This is a genomic window from Klebsiella sp. K5-45 (assembly GCF_030128605.1).
GTDB lineage: Bacteria > Pseudomonadota > Gammaproteobacteria > Enterobacterales > Enterobacteriaceae > Klebsiella > Klebsiella quasipneumoniae.
Map to the genome: position 1 here is coordinate 1 of NZ_JAKUZW010000001.1, position 19,539 is coordinate 19,539.

General features: G+C 55.7%; 17 protein-coding genes, 1 tRNA gene and 3 rRNA genes. 8 read left to right on the forward strand and 13 right to left on the reverse strand.

The window, feature by feature from the left end:
* The 4 genes from MKS11_RS00005 to rrf (MKS11_RS00020) all read left to right on the forward strand — a co-directional run.
* Positions 1 to 693: ribosomal RNA gene (locus tag MKS11_RS00005) — 23S ribosomal RNA — on the forward strand; the annotation flags it as partial.
* Positions 694 to 788: 95 nt separating this feature from the next.
* Positions 789 to 904, forward strand: a 5S ribosomal RNA gene (gene rrf, locus MKS11_RS00010).
* A gap of 14 nt (positions 905 to 918) precedes the next feature.
* Positions 919 to 994: transfer RNA gene (locus tag MKS11_RS00015), tRNA-Thr, on the forward strand.
* Positions 995 to 1,032: 38 nt separating this feature from the next.
* Positions 1,033 to 1,148, forward strand: a 5S ribosomal RNA gene (gene rrf / locus MKS11_RS00020).
* A 227-nt stretch (positions 1,149 to 1,375) separates the two neighbouring features.
* Here the strand turns inward: rrf (MKS11_RS00020) and MKS11_RS00025 are convergent.
* The 3 genes from MKS11_RS00025 to MKS11_RS00035 all read right to left on the reverse strand — a co-directional run bounded on the left by MKS11_RS00025 (position 1,376) and on the right by MKS11_RS00035 (position 6,153).
* Positions 1,376 to 1,597: a membrane protein gene (locus MKS11_RS00025; RefSeq protein WP_004206262.1), complete on the reverse strand. Its 222-nt coding sequence runs from the start codon at positions 1,595 to 1,597 to the stop codon at positions 1,376 to 1,378.
* A 293-nt stretch (positions 1,598 to 1,890) separates the two neighbouring features.
* Positions 1,891 to 5,001, reverse strand: coding sequence for an efflux RND transporter permease subunit (locus tag MKS11_RS00030; protein ID WP_004206260.1), 3,111 nt, complete (start codon positions 4,999 to 5,001; stop codon positions 1,891 to 1,893).
* A 12-nt stretch (positions 5,002 to 5,013) separates the two neighbouring features.
* Positions 5,014 to 6,153, reverse strand: a complete 1,140-nt coding sequence (locus tag MKS11_RS00035; protein ID WP_049093701.1) for an efflux RND transporter periplasmic adaptor subunit — start codon at positions 6,151 to 6,153, stop codon at positions 5,014 to 5,016.
* A gap of 375 nt (positions 6,154 to 6,528) precedes the next feature.
* Between MKS11_RS00035 and envR the strand changes: the two genes are divergently transcribed.
* Entirely contained in the window at positions 6,529 to 7,182 is a 654-nt protein-coding gene (gene envR / locus MKS11_RS00040; protein WP_064188075.1) for an acrEF/envCD operon transcriptional regulator, read from the forward strand.
* Between the two features lie 84 nt (positions 7,183 to 7,266).
* On the opposite strand, the gene fis is transcribed toward envR, so the two are convergent.
* The 10 genes from fis to msrP all read right to left on the reverse strand — a co-directional run bounded on the left by fis (position 7,267) and on the right by msrP (position 15,734).
* Complete coding sequence (gene fis, locus MKS11_RS00045) at positions 7,267 to 7,563, reverse strand: DNA-binding transcriptional regulator Fis (protein ID WP_000462905.1); 297 nt, start codon at positions 7,561 to 7,563, stop codon at positions 7,267 to 7,269.
* A 24-nt stretch (positions 7,564 to 7,587) separates the two neighbouring features.
* Positions 7,588 to 8,553: a tRNA dihydrouridine synthase DusB gene (gene dusB, locus MKS11_RS00050; protein ID WP_004144972.1), complete on the reverse strand. Its 966-nt coding sequence runs from the start codon at positions 8,551 to 8,553 to the stop codon at positions 7,588 to 7,590.
* Between the two features lie 357 nt (positions 8,554 to 8,910).
* A complete protein-coding gene (prmA, locus tag MKS11_RS00055) occupies positions 8,911 to 9,792 on the reverse strand; it encodes a 50S ribosomal protein L11 methyltransferase (RefSeq protein ID WP_023319226.1) in 882 nt (293 codons plus the stop codon).
* An 11-nt stretch (positions 9,793 to 9,803) separates the two neighbouring features.
* The gene (gene panF / locus MKS11_RS00060) at positions 9,804 to 11,255 is read right to left on the reverse strand and encodes a sodium/pantothenate symporter (RefSeq protein ID WP_004206255.1); all 1,452 of its coding nucleotides are present in this window, start codon (positions 11,253 to 11,255) and stop codon (positions 9,804 to 9,806) included.
* Positions 11,245 to 11,487 (reverse strand): DUF997 family protein, encoded by a 243-nt coding sequence (locus MKS11_RS00065; protein ID WP_004206253.1) that lies wholly within the window; start codon positions 11,485 to 11,487, stop codon positions 11,245 to 11,247. Before MKS11_RS00065 ends, panF begins: the two co-directional genes overlap by 11 nt.
* Before the next feature lie 110 nt (positions 11,488 to 11,597).
* Positions 11,598 to 12,947, reverse strand: a complete 1,350-nt coding sequence (gene accC / locus MKS11_RS00070) for an acetyl-CoA carboxylase biotin carboxylase subunit (RefSeq protein ID WP_004174096.1) — start codon at positions 12,945 to 12,947, stop codon at positions 11,598 to 11,600.
* 10 nt (positions 12,948 to 12,957) lie between these two features.
* Positions 12,958 to 13,425, reverse strand: a complete 468-nt coding sequence (gene accB / locus MKS11_RS00075) for an acetyl-CoA carboxylase biotin carboxyl carrier protein (protein WP_004206250.1) — start codon at positions 13,423 to 13,425, stop codon at positions 12,958 to 12,960.
* Positions 13,426 to 13,447: 22 nt separating this feature from the next.
* Positions 13,448 to 13,900 (reverse strand): type II 3-dehydroquinate dehydratase, encoded by a 453-nt coding sequence (gene aroQ / locus MKS11_RS00080; protein ID WP_004206246.1) that lies wholly within the window; start codon positions 13,898 to 13,900, stop codon positions 13,448 to 13,450.
* A gap of 233 nt (positions 13,901 to 14,133) precedes the next feature.
* A complete protein-coding gene (msrQ, locus tag MKS11_RS00085) occupies positions 14,134 to 14,733 on the reverse strand; it encodes a protein-methionine-sulfoxide reductase heme-binding subunit MsrQ (protein ID WP_004206245.1) in 600 nt (199 codons plus the stop codon).
* Positions 14,733 to 15,734, reverse strand: a complete 1,002-nt coding sequence (gene msrP / locus MKS11_RS00090; RefSeq protein WP_017899937.1) for a protein-methionine-sulfoxide reductase catalytic subunit MsrP — start codon at positions 15,732 to 15,734, stop codon at positions 14,733 to 14,735. Before msrP ends, msrQ begins: the two co-directional genes overlap by 1 nt.
* 231 nt (positions 15,735 to 15,965) lie before the next feature.
* On the opposite strand from msrP, the gene MKS11_RS00095 reads away from it, so the two are divergent.
* The 3 genes from MKS11_RS00095 (at position 15,966) to mreB (ending at position 19,526) form a co-directional block, all read left to right on the forward strand.
* Complete coding sequence (locus MKS11_RS00095; RefSeq protein ID WP_017899936.1) at positions 15,966 to 16,157, forward strand: hypothetical protein; 192 nt, start codon at positions 15,966 to 15,968, stop codon at positions 16,155 to 16,157.
* A 79-nt stretch (positions 16,158 to 16,236) separates the two neighbouring features.
* Positions 16,237 to 18,177, forward strand: a complete 1,941-nt coding sequence (gene csrD / locus MKS11_RS00100) for an RNase E specificity factor CsrD (RefSeq protein ID WP_004206243.1) — start codon at positions 16,237 to 16,239, stop codon at positions 18,175 to 18,177.
* A 305-nt stretch (positions 18,178 to 18,482) separates the two neighbouring features.
* The gene (gene mreB, locus MKS11_RS00105; protein ID WP_002918653.1) at positions 18,483 to 19,526 is read left to right on the forward strand and encodes a rod shape-determining protein MreB; all 1,044 of its coding nucleotides are present in this window, start codon (positions 18,483 to 18,485) and stop codon (positions 19,524 to 19,526) included.
* The last annotated feature ends 13 nt before the right edge of the window (positions 19,527 to 19,539 follow it).

Sequence of the window (19,539 nt, forward strand, 5' to 3'; positions counted from 1 at the left end):
ATCGGGGTTGCGGACAGTGTCTGGTGGGTAGTTTGACTGGGGCGGTCTCCTCCCAAAGCGTAACGGAGGAGCACGAAGGTTAGCTAATCCTGGTCGGACATCAGGAGGTTAGTGCAATGGCATAAGCTAGCTTGACTGCGAGCGTGACGGCGCGAGCAGGTGCGAAAGCAGGTCATAGTGATCCGGTGGTTCTGAATGGAAGGGCCATCGCTCAACGGATAAAAGGTACTCCGGGGATAACAGGCTGATACCGCCCAAGAGTTCATATCGACGGCGGTGTTTGGCACCTCGATGTCGGCTCATCACATCCTGGGGCTGAAGTAGGTCCCAAGGGTATGGCTGTTCGCCATTTAAAGTGGTACGCGAGCTGGGTTTAGAACGTCGTGAGACAGTTCGGTCCCTATCTGCCGTGGGCGCTGGAGAATTGAGGGGGGCTGCTCCTAGTACGAGAGGACCGGAGTGGACGCATCACTGGTGTTCGGGTTGTCATGCCAATGGCACTGCCCGGTAGCTAAATGCGGAAGAGATAAGTGCTGAAAGCATCTAAGCACGAAACTTGCCCCGAGATGAGTTCTCCCTGAGACTTTAAGTCTCCTGAAGGAACGTTAAAGACGATGACGTTGATAGGCCGGGTGTGTAAGCGCAGCGATGCGTTGAGCTAACCGGTACTAATGAACCGTGAGGCTTAACCTTACAACGCCGAAGATGTTTTGGCGGATTTGAGAAGATTTTCAGCTGATACAGATTAGTCGATGCGTCCGCAGGACGTGTTGATAAAACAGAATTTGCCTGGCGGCACTAGCGCGGTGGTCCCACCTGACCCCATGCCGAACTCAGAAGTGAAACGCCGTAGCGCCGATGGTAGTGTGGGGTCTCCCCATGTGAGAGTAGGGAACTGCCAGGCATCAAATTTAGCGTGCTGATATGGCTCAGTTGGTAGAGCGCACCCTTGGTAAGGGTGAGGTCCCCAGTTCGACTCTGGGTATCAGCACCACTTTTTAGGTTAAAGTTCGGCACGTTGTAAAGAATTTGCCTGGCGACAATAGCGCGGCGGTCCCACCTGACCCCATGCCGAACTCAGAAGTGAAACGTCGTAGCGCCGATGGTAGTGTGGGGTCTCCCCATGTGAGAGTAGGGAATCGCCAGGCATCAAATAAAGCAGAAGGCCCAGTCGAAAGACTGGGCCTTCTGCTTTTGTGTTATCTGTTATCTGTTGATAAACAGTCCTGCCACCAGGGGGAAACCCGTCAAAGTCGATTTGCTCGTAATGCAGCAAGGGACAGAGAGTTTATTTGCCCGGTTGTCATGTGGATGATGCGCAGAAGAGCAGATACAGGTTCGACGCTAGCCCCAGTATCTGCTGGTCGGGGGTGAATTAGCGGGTCAGCGCGACGATCCCTAACGTGAGGCCGGCTACCGCGGCGGCTCCCCCGGCGATCGCGCCTGCCGTGTCCCAGTTGTCTTCTGTTGTGCCCTTCATACAGGTATTGGTGTGGACTAAGCGGCCTTGCGAGTCATAAACCGGCACGCAGGGAGAGTCATGGGCACAGCCTGCCAGCAGAGAGGCCAGCAGCGCCACGATTAAATACTTTTTCATGATATTACCTCTGGATAATCCGCAGGGTTGTACTGAGAGCCAGTGCAGAACGGAATGGCTTATTTTATCACCGCGGATTGTCCGGCCCGGATGCCGAAATCATCTCAATATATGAGCCACGTAAATATCGTGAAGATAAGCAGGGGAATATGCAGAAAAGATGGAGAGAAAGATCGTCTCCCCGCGCTGCCGCACGCGATAGAGGTTGTCAGATAGCGGGAAGCTGAGCGGGTTGCTAATATGCCTGGCGAAAAATAAGCGCCCGCAGGGGGCGCCTTTAAAACCAGGCCGGGTTATTCAGCGTGCCGGGTAAAACGTCGTCTGACGACCACAAAGAAGACCGGAACAAAGAAGATCGCCAGCAGTGTCGCGGTTAGCATCCCGCCCATGACGCCGGTACCTACCGCATTCTGCGCCCCGCTGCCGGCACCATGGCTAATCACCAGCGGCATGACTCCGAGAATAAAAGCCAGAGAGGTCATCAGAATGGGTCGCAGGCGCATCCGCGATGCCTCCAGGGTTGCTTCAATGATCCCTTTCCCCTCTTTCTCCATCAGATCCTTGGCGAATTCGACGATCAGGATCGCGTTCTTCGCCGACAAACCGATCGTGGTCAGAAGGCCTACCTGAAAGTACACGTCATTATTCAGCCCACGCAGCGTGGCGGCTAACAGCGCGCCGATCACCCCCAGCGGAACCACTAACATGACTGAGAATGGAATCGACCAGCTCTCATACAGCGCCGCCAGGCACAGGAAGACGACAATCAGCGAGATGGCATAAAGCGCGGGAGCCTGGTTGCCGGAAAGGCGTTCCTGGTAAGACATCCCGGTCCAGTCGTAACCAATGCCGCTCGGCAGCTTACTGGCCAGCGCTTCCATCAGCGCCATGGCTTCCCCGGTACTTTTACCCGGCGAGGCTTCACCGAGGATTTCCATGGAGGGTAAACCGTTGTAGCGTTCCAGACGCGGCGAGCCATAAATCCAGCGCGAAGTGACGAAGGCGGAGAACGGGACCATTTCGCCATTGGCGCTACGAACATACATATTGTTAATGTCGCTCGGCAGCATACGGAAATGGGCATCAGCCTGGACGTACACTTTCTTGACGCGACCACGGTCAATAAAGTCATTGACGTAGTACCCGCCCAGCGCGGCTGATATCGTTTCATTGATATCGGAGAGCGATACGCCCAGCGCCTGCGCTTTTTCCTGGTCGACATCCAGTTTGAACTGCGGCGTATCTTCCAGCCCATTAGGCCGTACCCGCACCAGCTGATCCGGATGCTGTTTCACCATGCCCAGCAGTTGATTGCGCGCCTGCGTCAGGGCGGTATGACCTAGCCCGCCCTGGTCGATCAGCTCAAAGTCGAAGCCGGTGGCGGTACCCAGCTCAATAATGGCAGGCATGTTGAACGGGAAAACCATGGCGTCCTTGATCTGGCTGAAGGCCACGGTGGCTCGCTTGATGATGGACTCCACGCTGTTTTCATCACCGCTGCGCGCTTCCCAGGGTTTCAGGCTGACAAACGCCATGCCGGAGTTTTGCCCCTGGCCGCTGAAGCTGAAGCCGTTCACGGTAAAGACGCTGTCGACGTTAGCCTTCTCGTTATGCAGATAGTAGTCGGTCACGGTATCCAGCACTTTCTGTGTCCGCTCCTGGGTGGCGCCGGAGGGCAGCTGGATCATGGTCAGGAAGACCCCCTGGTCTTCATCGGGTAGAAAGGATGTCGGGAGACGCATAAACAGCACGGCCATTCCCACGACGATCAGCAGATAGATCACCAGGTAACGGCCGGTTCCACGCAAAATACCGCTGACGCTGTTGGTGTAGTGGTTAACGCTCTGGTCAAAGCGGGCGTTAAACCAGCCGAAGAAGCCTTTTTTCTCATGGTGTTCGACCGAGGACGGCTTTAACAACGTGGCGCAGAGCGCTGGCGTCAGGACCAGGGCAACCAGCACGGAGAGCGCCATGGCGGAAACGATGGTGATCGAAAACTGGCGATAAATCGCGCCGGTGGAACCGCCGAAGAAGGCCATCGGCACGAATACCGCAGAGAGCACCATGGCGATACCCACCAGCGCCCCCTGGATCTGCGACATCGACTTTTCCGTCGCTTCTTTTGGCGAGAGTTTTTCCTCAACCATCACGCGCTCAACGTTTTCCACTACGACGATAGCGTCATCGACCAGCAGACCTATCGCCAGCACCATGCCAAACATCGTCAGGGTGTTGATGGAGTAGCCAAACATCGACAGTACGGCGAAGGTGCCCAACAGCACGACGGGCACGGCAATGGTCGGAATGAGCGTTGCGCGCATGTTCTGCAGGAACAGATACATGACAAGGAAGACGAGAATAATCGCTTCAAATAGCGTTTTGACCACTTCGTGAATAGAGATTTTAACGAAAGGGGTCGTATCGTACGGATAGACCACCTTCATTCCCTGGGGGAAGTAAGGCTGCAGTTCGGCTAGCTTCGCTTTAATCGCCGTGGCGGTATCCAGCGCGTTGGCGCCGGTCGCAAGCTTAATACCCAGACCAGAGGCGGGCTTACCGTTAATTCTGGCGACGACGTTGTAGTTCTCTCCGCCCAGCTCAATGCGGGCGACATCTTTCAGATGGACGACAGAGCCATCGGCATTGACCCGCAGCGTGACCTTGCCAAACTCCTGCGGATCTTTAAGCCGCGTCTGGGCAATGATCGACGCATTGAGCTGCTGGCCTTTTAGCGCTGGCGTACCGCCCAGCTGGCCGGCGGCGATCTGATCGTTCTGAACCTGCAGCGCATTAATGACATCCACTGGCGTCAGGTTGTATTTGTTCAACAGGTTGCCATCCAGCCAGATGCGCATGGCGTACTGTGCGCCAAACAGCTGGACATCGCCCACACCGTTGAGGCGGCTGATGGGATCTTTAACATTAGAGGCGACATAGTCGGAAATATCGTCCTGGGTAGTGACCGGGTTATCAGAGATAAAGCCGGCCACCAGCAGGAAGCTGCTGCTGGACTTTTCTACGCTAATTCCCTGCTGCTGGACTTCCTGAGGCAGCAGCGGGGTGGCCAGCTGCAGTTTGTTTTGCACCTGCACCTGGGCGATATCCGGATCGGTGCCGGACTTAAAGGTAAGCGTGATGGTTACTGAGCCGGCGGAATCGCTGGTCGACGACATATACATCAGGTTGTCGATACCGTTCATGTTCTGCTCAATAACCTGAGTGACCGTGTCCTGCACGGTCTGGGCATCCGCACCGGGATAGGTAGCGGAGATCGCCACCGCAGGGGGCGCTATCGTCGGATACTGCGCTATCGGCAACTGCAGAATGGCCAGACCTCCGGCAATCATCATGATGATGGCCAGCACCCAGGCAAAGACTGGTCGATGGATAAAAAACTTAGACATGGCTGGGTATCCTTATTGTGCGACCGGTGCCGCATGCTCCGCTTCTGCTTTCACGGTGACGCCTGGACGGACTTTCTGTAAGCCGCTGATAATCACCTTATCGCCCGGCTTCAGCCCGCTGGTGATAAGCCACTTATCGCCCACGGCCTGGGAAGCTACCACCTGACGGGTTTCAACCTGGTTTTTGTCATTCACCAGCATGACGGAGGCATCGCCCCGCGGCGTACGGGTCACCCCCTGCTGCGGCACCAGGATGGCCTGCGGATCGGTGCCTTCATCGATGCGGGCGCGAACGAACATTCCCGGCAGCAGGACATGCTGTGGGTTAGGGAAGATAGCGCGCAGGGTAATTGAACCTGTACTTTCATCGACAGTCACGTCGGAGAACTGCAGCGAACCCTTAAGCGGATAGGCCTGACCGTTCTCCATCACCAGCTCAACGCTTTTGGTGTCGCCGCCGCGTTGCAGGCTTTCCTGCTTAAGGCGCATGAAGTCATTGCTGGATTCCGTCACGTCGACGTAGATCGGATCGAGCTGCTGGACGGTAGCCAGGGCATCCGACTGACCGTTGGTGACCAACGCTCCCTCGGTGACGCTCGATTTACCGATGCGTCCGCTAATGGGAGAGGTCACTTTGGTGTAGGCCAGGTTGATGCGGGCGCTTTCCACGGAGGCTTTGGTGGCGATGACGTCAGCGTCGGCCTGGCGGGCGGTGGCCACCGCCTGATCGTATTCCTGCTGACTGATATACTTGGTGCCCAGCAGCGGAACGTAGCGTTTCACCGTTAAGTGGGCGATGGCGGCTGCGGCTTCGGCTTTAGCCTCATCGCCCTTGGCGCTGTTCCACGCCGCCTGGTAGGTTGCCGGATCGATCTGATAGAGCGACTGGCCTGCTTCGACATCGCTTCCTTCAACAAAGTTACGCTTCAGGATGATTCCGCTTACCTGAGGGCGGACTTCCGCCACGCGAAAAGCTGAAGTTCGGCCTGGCAGTTCGGTGGTGACCGACAGCGGCGCGCTGTTCACGACATGGACCGTCACCTGCGGCGCCTGGGCATGGGGTTGCGGGTTGTCCGAATTATCGCAGCCGGTAAGCAATAAGGCCGAGATAATTAAACCGGATAAAAGTGTCACTCTGGCGTGAGTTGTCATGGCGGTTCCTTATAGATTGCGTGCCAAATTCGGCGGCGAATCTGTGAAAGAAAGAGGGAATTAAAAAGCAGTTTGCCATCCTACAAATAAACGCCGCTGGATGTAAGGGATACTTATTTTTGAGCAATCAGCAAGGCACGCAAAAACAAAAAAGCGCGCAGGATTTTTTTGCTATTTACCTCAATTGTAAAACTTAATAAATAGACATCAATTCAGTGAATGGGTTATTTATTAATATTATTTTGGGTAATTTATTTGGCGACAGCTTCAGAATTAACTTGTCTGCATTTTTGCTAAAAAATATTCCATGACAAATGTTAGGTTAAGCGATCTTCAGAAAATCCTGAATAACCTGTCTGACGGGAAGGGGCTTGTATGGCTAGAAAAACGAAAGAAGAGGCGCTACGCACGCGGCAGCTCCTGATTGAGTCCGCGATCCAGCAGTTCGCCCTGCGGGGGGTGACCAACACAACCCTGACGGATATTGCTGATGCGGCGGGAGTGACCCGCGGCGCCGTATACTGGCATTTTGCCAGTAAGACTGAGCTGTTTAATGAAATGTGGCAGCAGCAGCCACCGCTCAGGGATTTGATTCAGCATAGCCTCGTAACAGAGAATGAACAGGAGCCGTTAAATGCATTGCGCGAGCGGTTTATTACCGGGCTCCGCTATATTGCTGCGAATCCTCGCCAGCGCGCGCTGATGCAAATTCTTTATCAGCGCTGCGAGTTTGCCAATGATATGCTTTCGGAAAACGAAATTCGCCAGCGCATTGGTTTTAATTATTCGCTCATTGGCGGCATGCTTCAGCGCTGTGTGCGTAACAATATATTGCCAGCCGAAACAAATATTGAAGTGATATTAATTGTTTTACACAGCGCCTTTTCCGGGCTGATTAAAAACTGGCTGCTCGATCCGCAACGTTTCGATCTTTATCAGCAGGCGCCTGCGCTGGTGGATAATATTATGGCGGTAATCCGCGCTGCCCGTGTATCAGAGGCGCCGGTACTGCGGGCGGTAAATCAGTAATGTGTCCCGCTGTCGCAGGTAATAAAAAAGGCGCTTCCCCATGCCGAAGAGCGCCTTTTATATCAAGCAAGCAACTGACTAGTATCAGTTCATGCCGTATTTTTTCAGTTTTTTACGCAGCGTACCGCGGTTGATGCCCATCATCAGGGCAGCGCGGGTCTGGTTACCACGGGTGTATTGCATCACCATGTCCAACAGGGGCTGTTCAACTTCAGCCAGTACCAGCTCATACAGGTCATTCACATCCTGACCGTTCAGTTGAGCAAAATAGTTCTTCAGTGCCTGTTTAACCGAGTCACGCAGGGGCTTTTGAGTTACCTGATCCTGAGAGTTAACGGTAGAAACGGTCAGTACGTCAGAATTTACGCGTTGTTCGAACATAGTTCTGTCAGCTCTTTATTTCTATTACGCAAAATTTTCGAAGTATGCCTCCAACGCCTCCAGCTGTTCGCTGGCATCCTCAATGGCGTTGAATGTGCGCCGAAACTGGTCATCTGGAGCATGTTCCTGAAGATACCAGGAGACGTGTTTACGCGCGATTCGGTACCCTTTTGCCTGACCATAAAAGTCATGCAATTCCCGAACGTGCGCACAAAGCAAGCGCTTGACCTCTGCCAGCGGCAGCGGGGGCAGCAGCTCTCCAGTGTCCAGATAATGCTGGATTTCCCGAAAGATCCAGGGTCTTCCCTGAGCTGCACGGCCTATCATCAGGGCATCAGCCCCTGTATAGTCGAGCACAGCTCTGGCTTTAAGCGGGTCAGTAATGTCGCCATTCGCGATAATCGGAATGGAAACTTTCTGCTTAACTGCCCGAATACTGTCGTACTCAGCGTCTCCGTTAAACAAGCAGGCGCGGGTGCGTCCGTGAATAGTCAGAGCCTGAATGCCACACTCTTCGGCCAGTTGGGCAATCTCTACGCAGTTACGGTGTTCCGGTTCCCAACCGGTGCGAATCTTGAGAGTCACAGGAACGTCCACCGCATTCACGACCGCCGTCAGGATCGACTTCACCTGGTCGGGGTACTGCAAGAGGGCTGAACCTGCAAGCTTGCGATTCACCTTTTTCGCCGGGCATCCCATATTGATATCAATAATCTGGGCGCCGCTTTCCACGTTAATCCGCGCGGCGGCAGCCATCTCTTCCGGCACGCTACCGGCGATTTGCACGGTACGAATACCGGGCTCATCAATATGCACCATCCGTAAACGGGACTTGTCGCTCTCCCACACCTGTGGGTTAGAGGACATCATCTCGGAAACGGTTAAACCCGCTCCCATCTCGTAGCACAGCGTCCGGAATGGTCTGTCAGTAATGCCAGCCATGGGCGCTGCGATCAGGCGATTTCTGAGCTGGTGGTGTCCGATGCGCATGAGTTAAGAAATGACCATACTGTGACTGCAAGGCGGCGTATATTACGCATTTTTTGCACGAGATGAAAGGCCAAACTTTGAGCAATCCTCTGTTGCAGATCAATGAATCCGGGACTAACGTAAAAGGGATGAATAAATACTTATATTAATCATTGATTTAATGGCTGATGGATAATTTGTGTCCATTTATAAAATCATAAAACTTCTTGATTTTTCTTAGACAAACTCGCTACCAGGCGATATAAAACGCTGTTTTTATAGTCAAAAAAGTGCTCTGTAGTGCGATCTGCCTCTCATTTCCTGGCATTATTTGGTGGCTACTGGAAACAAAAATGCGGCCCACAGGCCGCATTGCACTTAGTTTTTCTGGCCGGTGATCCGGCACCACTCCTCTTTCTCGACCACCGGGTCAAGGGTGAAGAGATCGGCGTAGGCTTCACAGACGCTCTCCGCCTGGCTGGCAAGGATGCCGGAAAGCCCCAGCAAACCGCCTGAAACAGGCAGGACGCTGATTAACGGCGCCAGCTCACGTAACGGGCCAGCCAGGATATTGGCGACCACGACGTCGGCTTTCATCGACTCGGGCTGGTCCTGAGGAAGATAGAGCTCCAGACGCTCAGAGACGCCGTTACGCTGTGCGTTATCGCGGCTGGCCTGAATAGCCTGCGGGTCGATATCAATGCCGATCGCTTTTGCGGCTCCCAGCTTCAGCGCGGCAATCGCCAGGATGCCGGAACCGCAGCCGAAATCAATGACCGTTTTTCCGTTGAGGTCGAGTCCATCGAGCCACTGCAGGCACAGGGATGTCGTCGGGTGCGTGCCGGTACCGAAGGCCAGACCCGGATCGAGCATCACGTTGACGGCATTTTCATCCGGAACGTCGCGCCAGCTCGGGCAGATCCACAGCCGCTCACCGAAGCGCATCGGATGGAAGTTATCCATCCATTCCCGCTCCCAGTCTTTATCTTCCAGCTGCTCGATCTTATGCGCGAATCCGGCGCCCAGCAGCGGGTGCTGCTCCAGTTGGGCAACGACCGCTTTCATATCGGTTTCGGCATCGAACAGGCCGATCACGTCGGTGTCGCCCCACAGCCGGGTTTCCCCGGGTAACGGCTCAAATACCGGCGTATCGTGCGTATCCTGGAAGGTGATCGAGACCGATCCGGCCTCCATCAGCGCATCGCTAAGATCTTCAGCGTTCGCGCCGGTGGTATTTAGTTTCAGTTGGATCCATGGCATAGCAAAACTCTTTATTTATCAGTAGTCAAAATAGGTGGCTGTGGTGCGGGACGGCCGAAACGATTCCCTGCCACAAACGCCAGTAAACTCAGCAGCAGCGCGGGAACGATCGGATGGAAGCCGAGAAACTGCACTTTCAGCGTGGCAAGTACGGCATACAGTACACCACCCACGATCATCGCGCTCAGCGCGCCAGCCGCGTTGGCACGTTCCCAATACAGGCCCAGCACCAGCGGCCACAGAAAGACGGCTTCCAGGCCGCCGAAGGCCAGCAGGTTCAGCCAGATAATCATCTCTGGCGGTCGCCAGGCCGCGAGCAGCAGCAGGACACCCAACAGGAGCGTAATGCCGGCGGACATGCGTTTTAGCCGCTTTTCGTTAGTCGCCTGATCCGGACGCCAATTCAGATACAGATCCTTGATGATCGTAGCGGAACTTTGCAGAAGTTGGGCATTGATCGTCGACATAATCGCCGCCATCGGCGCGGCCAGAAAGATCCCTGCCGCAAAGGGCGGGAGCACTTTGACCATCAGCGTCGGGATCACCAGATCCGGTACGGTGAGGTCAGGGATCACCGCCCGACCTAACGCGCCGGCCAGGTGCATGCCAAACATCAGGATCGCCACCACGATGGTGCCGATAATGATGCCGCGATGCACGGCTTTGCTGTCTTTGTAGGAGATACAGCGCACGGCGGTATGCGGGAGGCCTATCACGCCGAAGCAGACCAGCACCCAAAACGAGGCCATAAAGGTTGGCGAGAGGATATCTTCCGCCCCCTGAGGGGACACCAGCTTGACATCGATCGACTGCAGGGTCTCTACCGCATGGCCAATCCCGCCGGCGGCGTGGATCACCCCCACCAGCAGCACGATCGTGCCGATCAGCATCACCATGCCCTGCATGGTGTCGTTGAGCACGCTGGCGCGAAAGCCGCCATAAGCGGTATACAGCGCGATGCTGATGCCGAAGATCAGCAGACCGGTATCGTAGGGAATACCCGCAGCCGTCTCCAGCAGGCGGGCACCGCCGATAAACTGGACGGTCATGGCGCCAACGAAGGCTACCAGCAGACTCAGGCTGGCCAGCCAGACCAGCAGACGACTCTGGTAGCGCGCAAACAGCATGTCATTGAGGGTGACGGCGTTGTAACGGCGCGCAAGAATGGCGAATTTTTTTCCCAGTACGCCCAGCGACAGCCAGATGGCGGGAAGCTGGATCATTGCCAGCAGCACCCAGCCCAGGCCGTATTTATAGGCGGCGCCGGGTCCGCCGATAAATGAGCTGGCGCTGATATAGGTGGCGGTTAGCGTCATGGCCAGCACGAAGCCGCCCATCGAGCGGCTGCCGAGAAAGTACTCATTCAGAAAGCTTCCTGAGGCTCGTTTTCGCATGGCGTAAAGGGATAAGCCGAACACCACCACCAGATAGGCGATCAGGGGAATAATGACCTCAAACTGCATCATCGTCCTCCAGAGGAATGTCGCGAAAAACCAGTTTGACCATCGCCCAGCACAGCAGAATAAACAGCAGCGGAACCAGCAGGCAGGCCATTTCAAACCAGTGGGGCAGGCCGGTAAAACCGATAGCCACCCCCGGCAGATAGGCGGCGGCCAGCCAGGCTGCAAGATAGAGAAGGGTCAGCCACAGCGCCCAGCGCGCTTCTTTGTGGGCCTGAACAAAGCGTTTGTCCATTTTTTGTCCCTTGAGGATGAAGAAAGCGGGGATTGTACCGCATGGTATAGATGAGGAGAGAGAAAAAGAAAAAAGGCCGGAAAATCCGGCCTTTTGCTGAGAATGCAGAATTATTTTTCCTGCAAGCCGAGTTTTTTCTCCAGATAGTGGATGTTGGTGCCACCATGCTGGAAGTTCTCGTCGCTCATAATGCGCATCTGCAGATCGACGTTGGTCTTGATGCCATCGATGATCAGCTCCTGCAGCGCATTCTTCATGCGGGCAATCGCCACGTCACGGCTTTCGCCGTAGCAGATCAGTTTGCCGATCATGGAGTCATAGTACGGCGGTACGGTGTAACCGGCGTAAATATGGGACTCCCAGCGCACGCCAAAGCCGCCCGGCGCGTGGAAACGGGTAATTTTACCCGGGCTCGGCAGGAAGGTGTTCGGGTCTTCGGCGTTGATACGGCATTCCACCGCATGGCCGCGAACCACCACTTCATCCTGCTTGATGGACAGCGGCTGACCGGCTGCGATACGCAGCTGCTCTTTGATCAGGTCAACGCCGGTGATCATTTCAGTTACCGGATGCTCTACCTGGATACGGGTGTTCATTTCAATGAAGTAGAACTCGCCGTTTTCGAACAGGAACTCAAAGGTACCCGCCCCGCGGTAGCCGATATCGACACAGGCTTTCGCGCAACGCTCGCCGATGTAGCGACGCAGTTCCGGGGTGATGCCCGGCGCCGGCGCTTCTTCGACCACTTTCTGGTGACGGCGCTGCATGGAGCAGTCACGTTCAGCCAGATAGATAGCGTTACCCTGACCGTCCGCCAGCACCTGAATTTCGATGTGACGCGGGTTTTCCAGGTATTTCTCCATGTAGACCATGTCGTTGTTGAAAGCCGCTTTGGCTTCCGCTTTGGTCATGGAGATGGACTGGGCCAGTTCAGCATCGCTGCGCACAACGCGCATACCGCGACCGCCGCCGCCGCCGGAGGCCTTGATGATCACCGGATAGCCGATGCGTTTGGCATGGGCGCGGTTAGCGTCCATGTCGTCGGTCAGCGGGCCGTCAGAACCGGGTACGGTCGGGACGCCGGCTTTTTTCATGGCGGTGATCGCGGACACTTTGTCGCCCATCAGGCGGATAGTGTCGGCTTTCGGGCCGATGAAGATAAAGCCGGAGCGCTCAACCTGCTCAGCAAAGTTGGCGTTCTCAGAGAGGAAGCCATACCCCGGGTGAATTGCTACCGCGCCGGTGATCTCAGCGGCGCTGATGATAGCCGGGATGTTCAGATAGCTTTTTACGGACGGAGCCGGACCGATGCAGACCGTCTCATCCGCTAACAATACGTGTTTTAGATCGCGATCCGCGGTGGAATGCACAGCAACGGTCTTGATGCCCAGTTCTTTACAGGCACGCAGGATGCGCAGTGCGATCTCGCCACGGTTAGCGATGACAATTTTATCCAGCATGTTCGCCTCGTTACTCGATAACTACCAGCGGCTCGTCGAATTCTACCGGTTGGCCGCTTTCGATCAGAATGGCTTTCACCACGCCGGCTTTGTCGGCTTCGATCTGGTTCATCATTTTCATCGCTTCGACGATGCACAGGGTGTCGCCCACGTTAACTTTCTGGCCAACTTCCACAAACGCTTTCGCGTCCGGGCTTGGCGTACGATAGAAAGTACCAACCATCGGGGAACGTACGATGTGACCACTGATTTCCGCTTTTGCCGGCGCTTCTGCTGCTGCAGCTGGCGCGGCAGCCGCGGCGGCAGGTGCCTGAGGCTGCATCATCGGCGCAGCATAAGCCTGCTGCATAACCGGATAGCTTGCGGCCGGTGCAGAGCGGCTGATGCGAACAGACTCTTCGCCTTCAGAAATTTCCAGTTCGGAGATACCTGATTCTTCAACCAGCTCGATCAGTTTTTTAATCTTACGAATATCCATGAGTGGGTTCCGTACTCTTTGTTTAGTGTGATTGTGACAGGCGTTTTACCGCCGTCTGTAAAGCGTATGAATAGCCGTCCGCCCCCAGTCCGCAGATAACGCCAGCGGCGATATCTGACAGATACGAATGCTGGCGGAAGGGTTCGCGTGCATGCACATTGCTCAGGTGAATCTCGATAAACGGGATGTTCACGGCAAGCAACGCGTCACGGATTGCTACGCTGGTATGCGTGAACGCGGCCGGATTAATCAGGATATAGTCCACGTTGTCTTTAGCCTGATGAATTCGGTCGATTAACGCATGCTCCGCGTTGGACTGCAGGTGATCCAGGCTCACATTCAGCGCCGCTGCTTCAGATGTTAAATGGTTAACAATCTCAGCCAGCGTGAGAGATCCATACTTCTCTGGCTCGCGGGTACCGAGCATGTTAATGTTTGGACCATTCAAAAGCAAAATGTGAAACTTGTCTGCCATCGTGTGGCCATCTCCTGCCATTTTCGGGTAAAAAAACAACATATACCTTCAATGCGCCCTTGTCACCTTTTCAGGGTCAGAAAACCCTGTCAGGAAAGCCAAAGTCGCACATTATAACGATTTCGTAGCAATTGGCAGCTAAATACTGGTCTTATCAGGGAAGATTATCAACCGCTATCTTAAAAAGAGTCGCGGTTGATAAAGGATCTGCGGGAAACTGCACATTACCGGATTCAGCGCCACCACTGGCGAAACTTCTTGTAACGCCATGCCAGGAGCGCGACTGCCAGCAGGGCATAAATGATGGGCTGCGGTGAGAGGATCTTCACTGACCACAGGTAGTGAATCGGCGCGAGGATCGCCACCAGATAGACGAAGTTGTGTAAAAGTTGCCAACGGCGGCCCAGTTTTCGCTGCATCGCCTGCGTCGACGTCGCCGCCAGCGCCAGCAGGATCGCCCAACTGACCATGCCTAACGTCAGATAGGGGCGGTTGATAATCTCCGAGCCCAGTAGCGCCAGATTGTTAATGCCCAGCTCCAGCAGGGTATAGCTGGTCAGGTGCAGGGTCGCCCAGGCGAAACACCATAAACCTAACAGGCGGCGAACGCGAATCAATAATGGCTGTTTCGCGTAGCGCGCCAGCGGGGAGACCAGCAGCGTCGCCAGCAGAAACTTCAGCGCCATCCTGCCGGTAAAATGCTGGATATCCTTGGCCGGATCGGCGCTAAAGTAGCCCTGGTGCCCGGCCCAGAATAACCAGACCAGCGGCAAAAACCCCGCCAGATGAAGTAAAACCTTCAACCAGGCGATCTGTTTGACGGTGAAACGCACTAGAAGTTCTCCCGCAGATTCATGCCGCGATACAGCGACGCCACCTCGTCGGCATAGCCGTTAAACAGCAGCGTCGGTTGACGTTTCACATCGAGCACGCCGCCGGCACCGATAAACCGCTCGCTAGCCTGTGACCAGCGGGGGTGATCGACGTGCGGATTGACGTTGGCGAAGAAGCCGTATTCGTCCGGCGCCGCGAGGTTCCAGGTGGTCGGTGGCCGCTCGCGGGTCAGTTCAATGCTGACGATGGATTTAATGCCTTTGAAACCGTACTTCCACGGCACGGTAAGGCGGACCGGCGCGCCGTTTTGCGGCGGCAGCGCTTTGCCATACACCCCGACGGTGAGCAGCGTCAGCGGGTGCAGCGCTTCATCCAGCCGCAACCCCTCCACGTAAGGGTAAGCGAGCCCGCCGCCGATAAACCGATCTTTCTGCCCGGGCATTTGATCCGGGGCATAGAGGGTTTTGAAGGCCACATAGCGCGCGTTGCTGGTGGGCTCCACCAGCGCCAACAGCTTATGCAGCGGGAAGCCGACCCAGGGGACCACCATCGACCAGGCTTCCACGCAGCGCATACGGTAAATACGCTCTTCCAGCGGGAAGCGTTTGGTCAGATCGTCATGGTCAAGGGTCAGCGGCTTCGCCACCTCACCGCCGATGGTCAACGTCCAGGGATCGGTGCGCAGGCTACCCGCGTTCGCCGCCGGATCGGCTTTATCGAGGCCGAATTCATAAAAGTTATTGTAGCCGGAGACTTTATCTTCCGGAGTAAGCGTCAGGTTAGCCTGCCATTCAGCGGGTTTAGCAAAGTCCAGGGCCTTGCCCGCCGGGGCTGGCGGACGGTCGTGGCCTTTAAACCAGTCCAGCAGGTCGGCCTGTGCGGCGGCGGGAAGCGAAAGGGCGGTCGCGCTGATGCCCAGCATTTTCAGCACCTGGCGCCGCTGGAGCATAAAAACGGATTCGGCCGTGACGTCGGCTTCCGTCAGTTTTTTTCTTTTCATGGTGTCCTCCGTCATGCGTTTCCCTAAGCATGACGGAGGCGGCGATGAATCGCGAATATGTCACGAAAAATTGCACATTAGGCGCATTCGCCACCGCCGAAGCTGGGGCGCGGTCGTCCAGGAATCATCGGAAAGTGGCGCAAGACGTTTCCTTTAACGCGCCTGACCCGGCATCTTTAGCAGGGGAAAAAAGCGGGCGGGAGGCTGGCAGGATGGAAAATTAGCAATAATGTGCGCCGCTGGCGCGGGTTTGCCATCCAGCGTCTAAAATTAAAGCGCTTCTGGCGCAGGCCGCAGGCGGGCGGCGTTTGGCAAATTTTTTCTGCCGACTATACTCGCTATCGGCATACTTTCGCCGATAATACGCATTCCATTGCCAGACTCGCCATCTTTGATAGTATGCGTCGCGCTTTAAAAGGTTAATGCTAGCGTCAAGGCGCGCGCCGGCACGGGAGCCTGATGGTTCATCGGGCAGTCATTCACTCGCGGAGTTAACACAGGGATGCGATTAACGACGAAGTTCTCAGCCTTTATCACGCTGCTAACTAGCCTGACCATCTTTGTCACGCTGATTGGCGCTTCGCTGAGTTTTTACAACGGCATTGAGAACAAGGTCGAAAACCGGGTTCAGGCGGTGGCGACCATGCTGGATAACCGGCTCATCACCACCTCTTTTGATAAGCTTGAGCCGCAGCTGGATGAGCTGATGACGCCGATAGAGATCGTGCATATCGATTTCATGCTTAACGGTAAACCGCTCTACAGCCACTCCCGAACCGACAGCTACCGCCCGCTGGGCAGTCATGAGCAATTCCGTGAGATCACGGTCCCGTCGTTGAAACATCCCGGTATCACCCTGCATCTGGTCTACGTTGACCCGATGGTGAACTATTTCCGTTCGCTGTCAATCACCGCCCCGCTGTCGATCTCCATCGGCTTCATGGTGGTGATTATTTTCTTCGCCGTCCGCTGGATACGCCGCCAGCTGGCAGGTCAGGAACTGCTTGAGCTTCGTTCCACGCGCATCCTGAGCGGCGAGCGCGGGCCGCAGGTGCGCGGGTCAGTCTATGAATGGCCTGCCAGCACCAGTAGCGCGCTGGATATGCTGCTGTCGGAGCTGCAATTCGCCAGCGATCAGCGCAGCCGGATGGATACGCTGATTCGCTCCTATGCGGCACAGGATTCCAAAACCGGGCTGAACAATCGCCTGTTTTTTGACAATCAGTTGGCCACGCTGCTGGAAGATCAGGAGAAGGTGGGGGCGTACGGCATCGTGATGATGATCCGTCTGCCGGAGTTTGATCTGCTGCGGGACAACTGGGGACGAGCGGCGGCCGAAGAACATTACTTCACGCTAATCAACCTGCTCTCTACCTTTATTATGCGTTACCCTGGCGCGCTGCTGGCCCGCTATCACCGTAGCGACTTCGCCGTGCTGCTGCCGCACCGCACGTTAAAAGAGGCGGATAGCATCGCCGGACTGTTGCTGAAGGCCATGGACGCGCTGCCTCCGACGCGCATTCTCGATCGTGACGATATGATGCATATCGGCATCTGTTCTTTCCGCAGTGGACAATCGGCGGCGCAAGTGATGGAACATGCTGAAGCAGCAACGCGCAACGCGGTGCTGCAGGGCAGCAACAGCTGGTCGGTCTATGACGATACCCTTCCGGAGAAAGGCCGCGGCAACGTTCGCTGGCGGACGCTGATCGAACAGATGCTGAGCCGCGGCGGGCCGCGGTTGTATCAGAAACCCGCCGTCACTCGCGATGGCCGGGTGCATCACCGTGAACTGATGTCGCGGATGTACGACGGTAAGGAAGAGGTGATCGCCGCCGAGTATATGCCGATGGTGCTGCAGTTTGGCCTGGCGGAGGAGTATGACCGCCTGCAGGTGACGCGCCTGCTGCCATTTTTAGGCTTCTGGCCCGAGGAGAATCTGGCGCTCCAGCTGTCGGTGGAGTCGCTGATCCGTCCGCGATTCCAGCGCTGGCTGCGTGATGCTCTGATGCAGTGTGAAAAATCGCAGCGTCAGCGGATTATTTTTGAACTTGCTGAGGCAGATGTTTGTCAATATATCGGCCGTCTGCAGCCGGTTATGCGGTTGGTTAACGCGCTTGGCGTTCGGGTGGCGGTGGTTCAGGCAGGGTTAACCCTGGTGGGAACTAGCTGGATCAAGCAGCTGGATGCGGAGCTGATCAAACTGCATCCGGGGCTGGCGCGCAATATCGAAAAGCGCAGCGAGAACCAGCTGCTGGTGCAAAGCCTGGTGGAAGCCTGTAAAGGCATGCCTATGCAAGTTTTTGCGACGGGCGTACGCAGCCGCAGCGAGTGGCTGGTACTGTCCCAATGCGGTGTCACGGGCGGGCAGGGGGAATTTTTTGCCGCCTCACAGCCACTTGACACAAATGTGAAAAAATATTCGCAAAGATACTCGGTTTGATCTGCCGTTTAGCGTGATTTCACGTAGAATAACGCGCGCCATCGTGAAGGGGGTGTGCTTGTCTACCTGCCGGATCATCGCAATGTAAATGCCAGTGACCCTCCTTTGACAGGTTACAAATTCAGGCGTGGAGCGCTGCTGAAGATTTCAGCAATGAACGGAGTCGGAAAAATTTGTAACAAAGGAAATGAACTGCACTAATTTTCACCGCAGCAGGTGATTTTTGCGCCTTGTCGCTGCTGCGTGTGGTTGGTAAAGTAAGCGGATTTTGTTTTCCGCCCCAGCTTTCAGGATTATCCCTTAGTATGTTAAAAAAATTTCGTGGCATGTTTTCCAATGACCTGTCCATTGACCTGGGTACCGCGAATACCCTTATTTACGTAAAAGGACAAGGCATCGTATTGAATGAGCCTTCCGTGGTGGCCATTCGTCAGGATCGTGCCGGATCGCCGAAAAGCGTCGCCGCCGTGGGTCATGAAGCGAAGCAGATGCTCGGCCGTACCCCGGGTAATATCGCGGCGATTCGCCCGATGAAGGACGGCGTTATCGCTGACTTCTTCGTGACGGAAAAGATGCTGCAGCACTTTATCAAACAAGTGCACAGCAACAGCTTTATGCGCCCGAGCCCGCGCGTACTGGTCTGCGTGCCGGTTGGCGCCACCCAGGTTGAGCGTCGTGCTATCCGTGAATCCGCGCAGGGCGCAGGCGCTCGCGAAGTGTTCCTGATTGAAGAACCGATGGCGGCCGCGATCGGCGCTGGCCTGCCGGTTTCTGAAGCGACCGGTTCCATGGTGGTGGATATCGGCGGCGGTACCACCGAGGTGGCGGTTATCTCCCTGAACGGCGTGGTTTACTCTTCTTCCGTGCGTATCGGCGGCGACCGTTTCGACGAAGCCGTCATCAATTACGTGCGTCGTAACTACGGCTCCCTGATCGGTGAAGCGACCGCTGAGCGTATCAAACATGAAATCGGTTCGGCTTACCCGGGCGATGAAGTGCGTGAAATTGAAGTGCGCGGCCGTAACCTGGCGGAAGGCGTGCCACGTGGTTTCACCCTGAACTCAAACGAAATTCTTGAAGCGCTGCAGGAGCCGCTGACCGGCATCGTGAGCGCGGTCATGGTTGCCCTTGAGCAGTGCCCGCCGGAACTGGCGTCTGATATCTCCGAGCGCGGGATGGTTCTCACCGGCGGTGGTGCGCTGCTGCGCAACCTGGACCGTCTGTTAATGGAAGAAACCGGTATTCCAGTCGTGGTTGCTGAAGATCCGCTGACCTGCGTAGCGCGTGGCGGCGGCAAGGCGCTGGAAATGATCGACATGCACGGCGGCGACCTGTTTAGCGAAGAGTAGTCAGCCTGAAGGT

Excerpts from the sequence above, each read along its gene's own strand:
- MKS11_RS00025 (WP_004206262.1), bottom strand. The coding sequence starts at position 1,597 with ATGAAAAAGTATTTAATCGTGGCGCTGCTGGCCTCTCTGCTGGCAGGC.
- MKS11_RS00030 (WP_004206260.1), bottom strand. The coding sequence starts at position 5,001 with ATGTCTAAGTTTTTTATCCATCGACCAGTCTTTGCCTGGGTGCTGGCC.
- MKS11_RS00035 (WP_049093701.1), bottom strand. The coding sequence starts at position 6,153 with ATGACAACTCACGCCAGAGTGACACTTTTATCCGGTTTAATTATCTCG.
- envR (WP_064188075.1), top strand. The coding sequence starts at position 6,529 with ATGGCTAGAAAAACGAAAGAAGAGGCGCTACGCACGCGGCAGCTCCTG.
- fis (WP_000462905.1), bottom strand. The coding sequence starts at position 7,563 with ATGTTCGAACAACGCGTAAATTCTGACGTACTGACCGTTTCTACCGTT.
- dusB (WP_004144972.1), bottom strand. The coding sequence starts at position 8,553 with ATGCGCATCGGACACCACCAGCTCAGAAATCGCCTGATCGCAGCGCCC.
- prmA (WP_023319226.1), bottom strand. The coding sequence starts at position 9,792 with ATGCCATGGATCCAACTGAAACTAAATACCACCGGCGCGAACGCTGAA.
- panF (WP_004206255.1), bottom strand. The coding sequence starts at position 11,255 with ATGCAGTTTGAGGTCATTATTCCCCTGATCGCCTATCTGGTGGTGGTG.
- MKS11_RS00065 (WP_004206253.1), bottom strand. The coding sequence starts at position 11,487 with ATGGACAAACGCTTTGTTCAGGCCCACAAAGAAGCGCGCTGGGCGCTG.
- accC (WP_004174096.1), bottom strand. The coding sequence starts at position 12,947 with ATGCTGGATAAAATTGTCATCGCTAACCGTGGCGAGATCGCACTGCGC.
- accB (WP_004206250.1), bottom strand. The coding sequence starts at position 13,425 with ATGGATATTCGTAAGATTAAAAAACTGATCGAGCTGGTTGAAGAATCA.
- aroQ (WP_004206246.1), bottom strand. The coding sequence starts at position 13,900 with ATGGCAGACAAGTTTCACATTTTGCTTTTGAATGGTCCAAACATTAAC.
- msrP (WP_017899937.1), bottom strand. The coding sequence starts at position 15,734 with ATGAAAAGAAAAAAACTGACGGAAGCCGACGTCACGGCCGAATCCGTT.
- csrD (WP_004206243.1), top strand. The coding sequence starts at position 16,237 with ATGCGATTAACGACGAAGTTCTCAGCCTTTATCACGCTGCTAACTAGC.
- mreB (WP_002918653.1), top strand. The coding sequence starts at position 18,483 with ATGTTAAAAAAATTTCGTGGCATGTTTTCCAATGACCTGTCCATTGAC.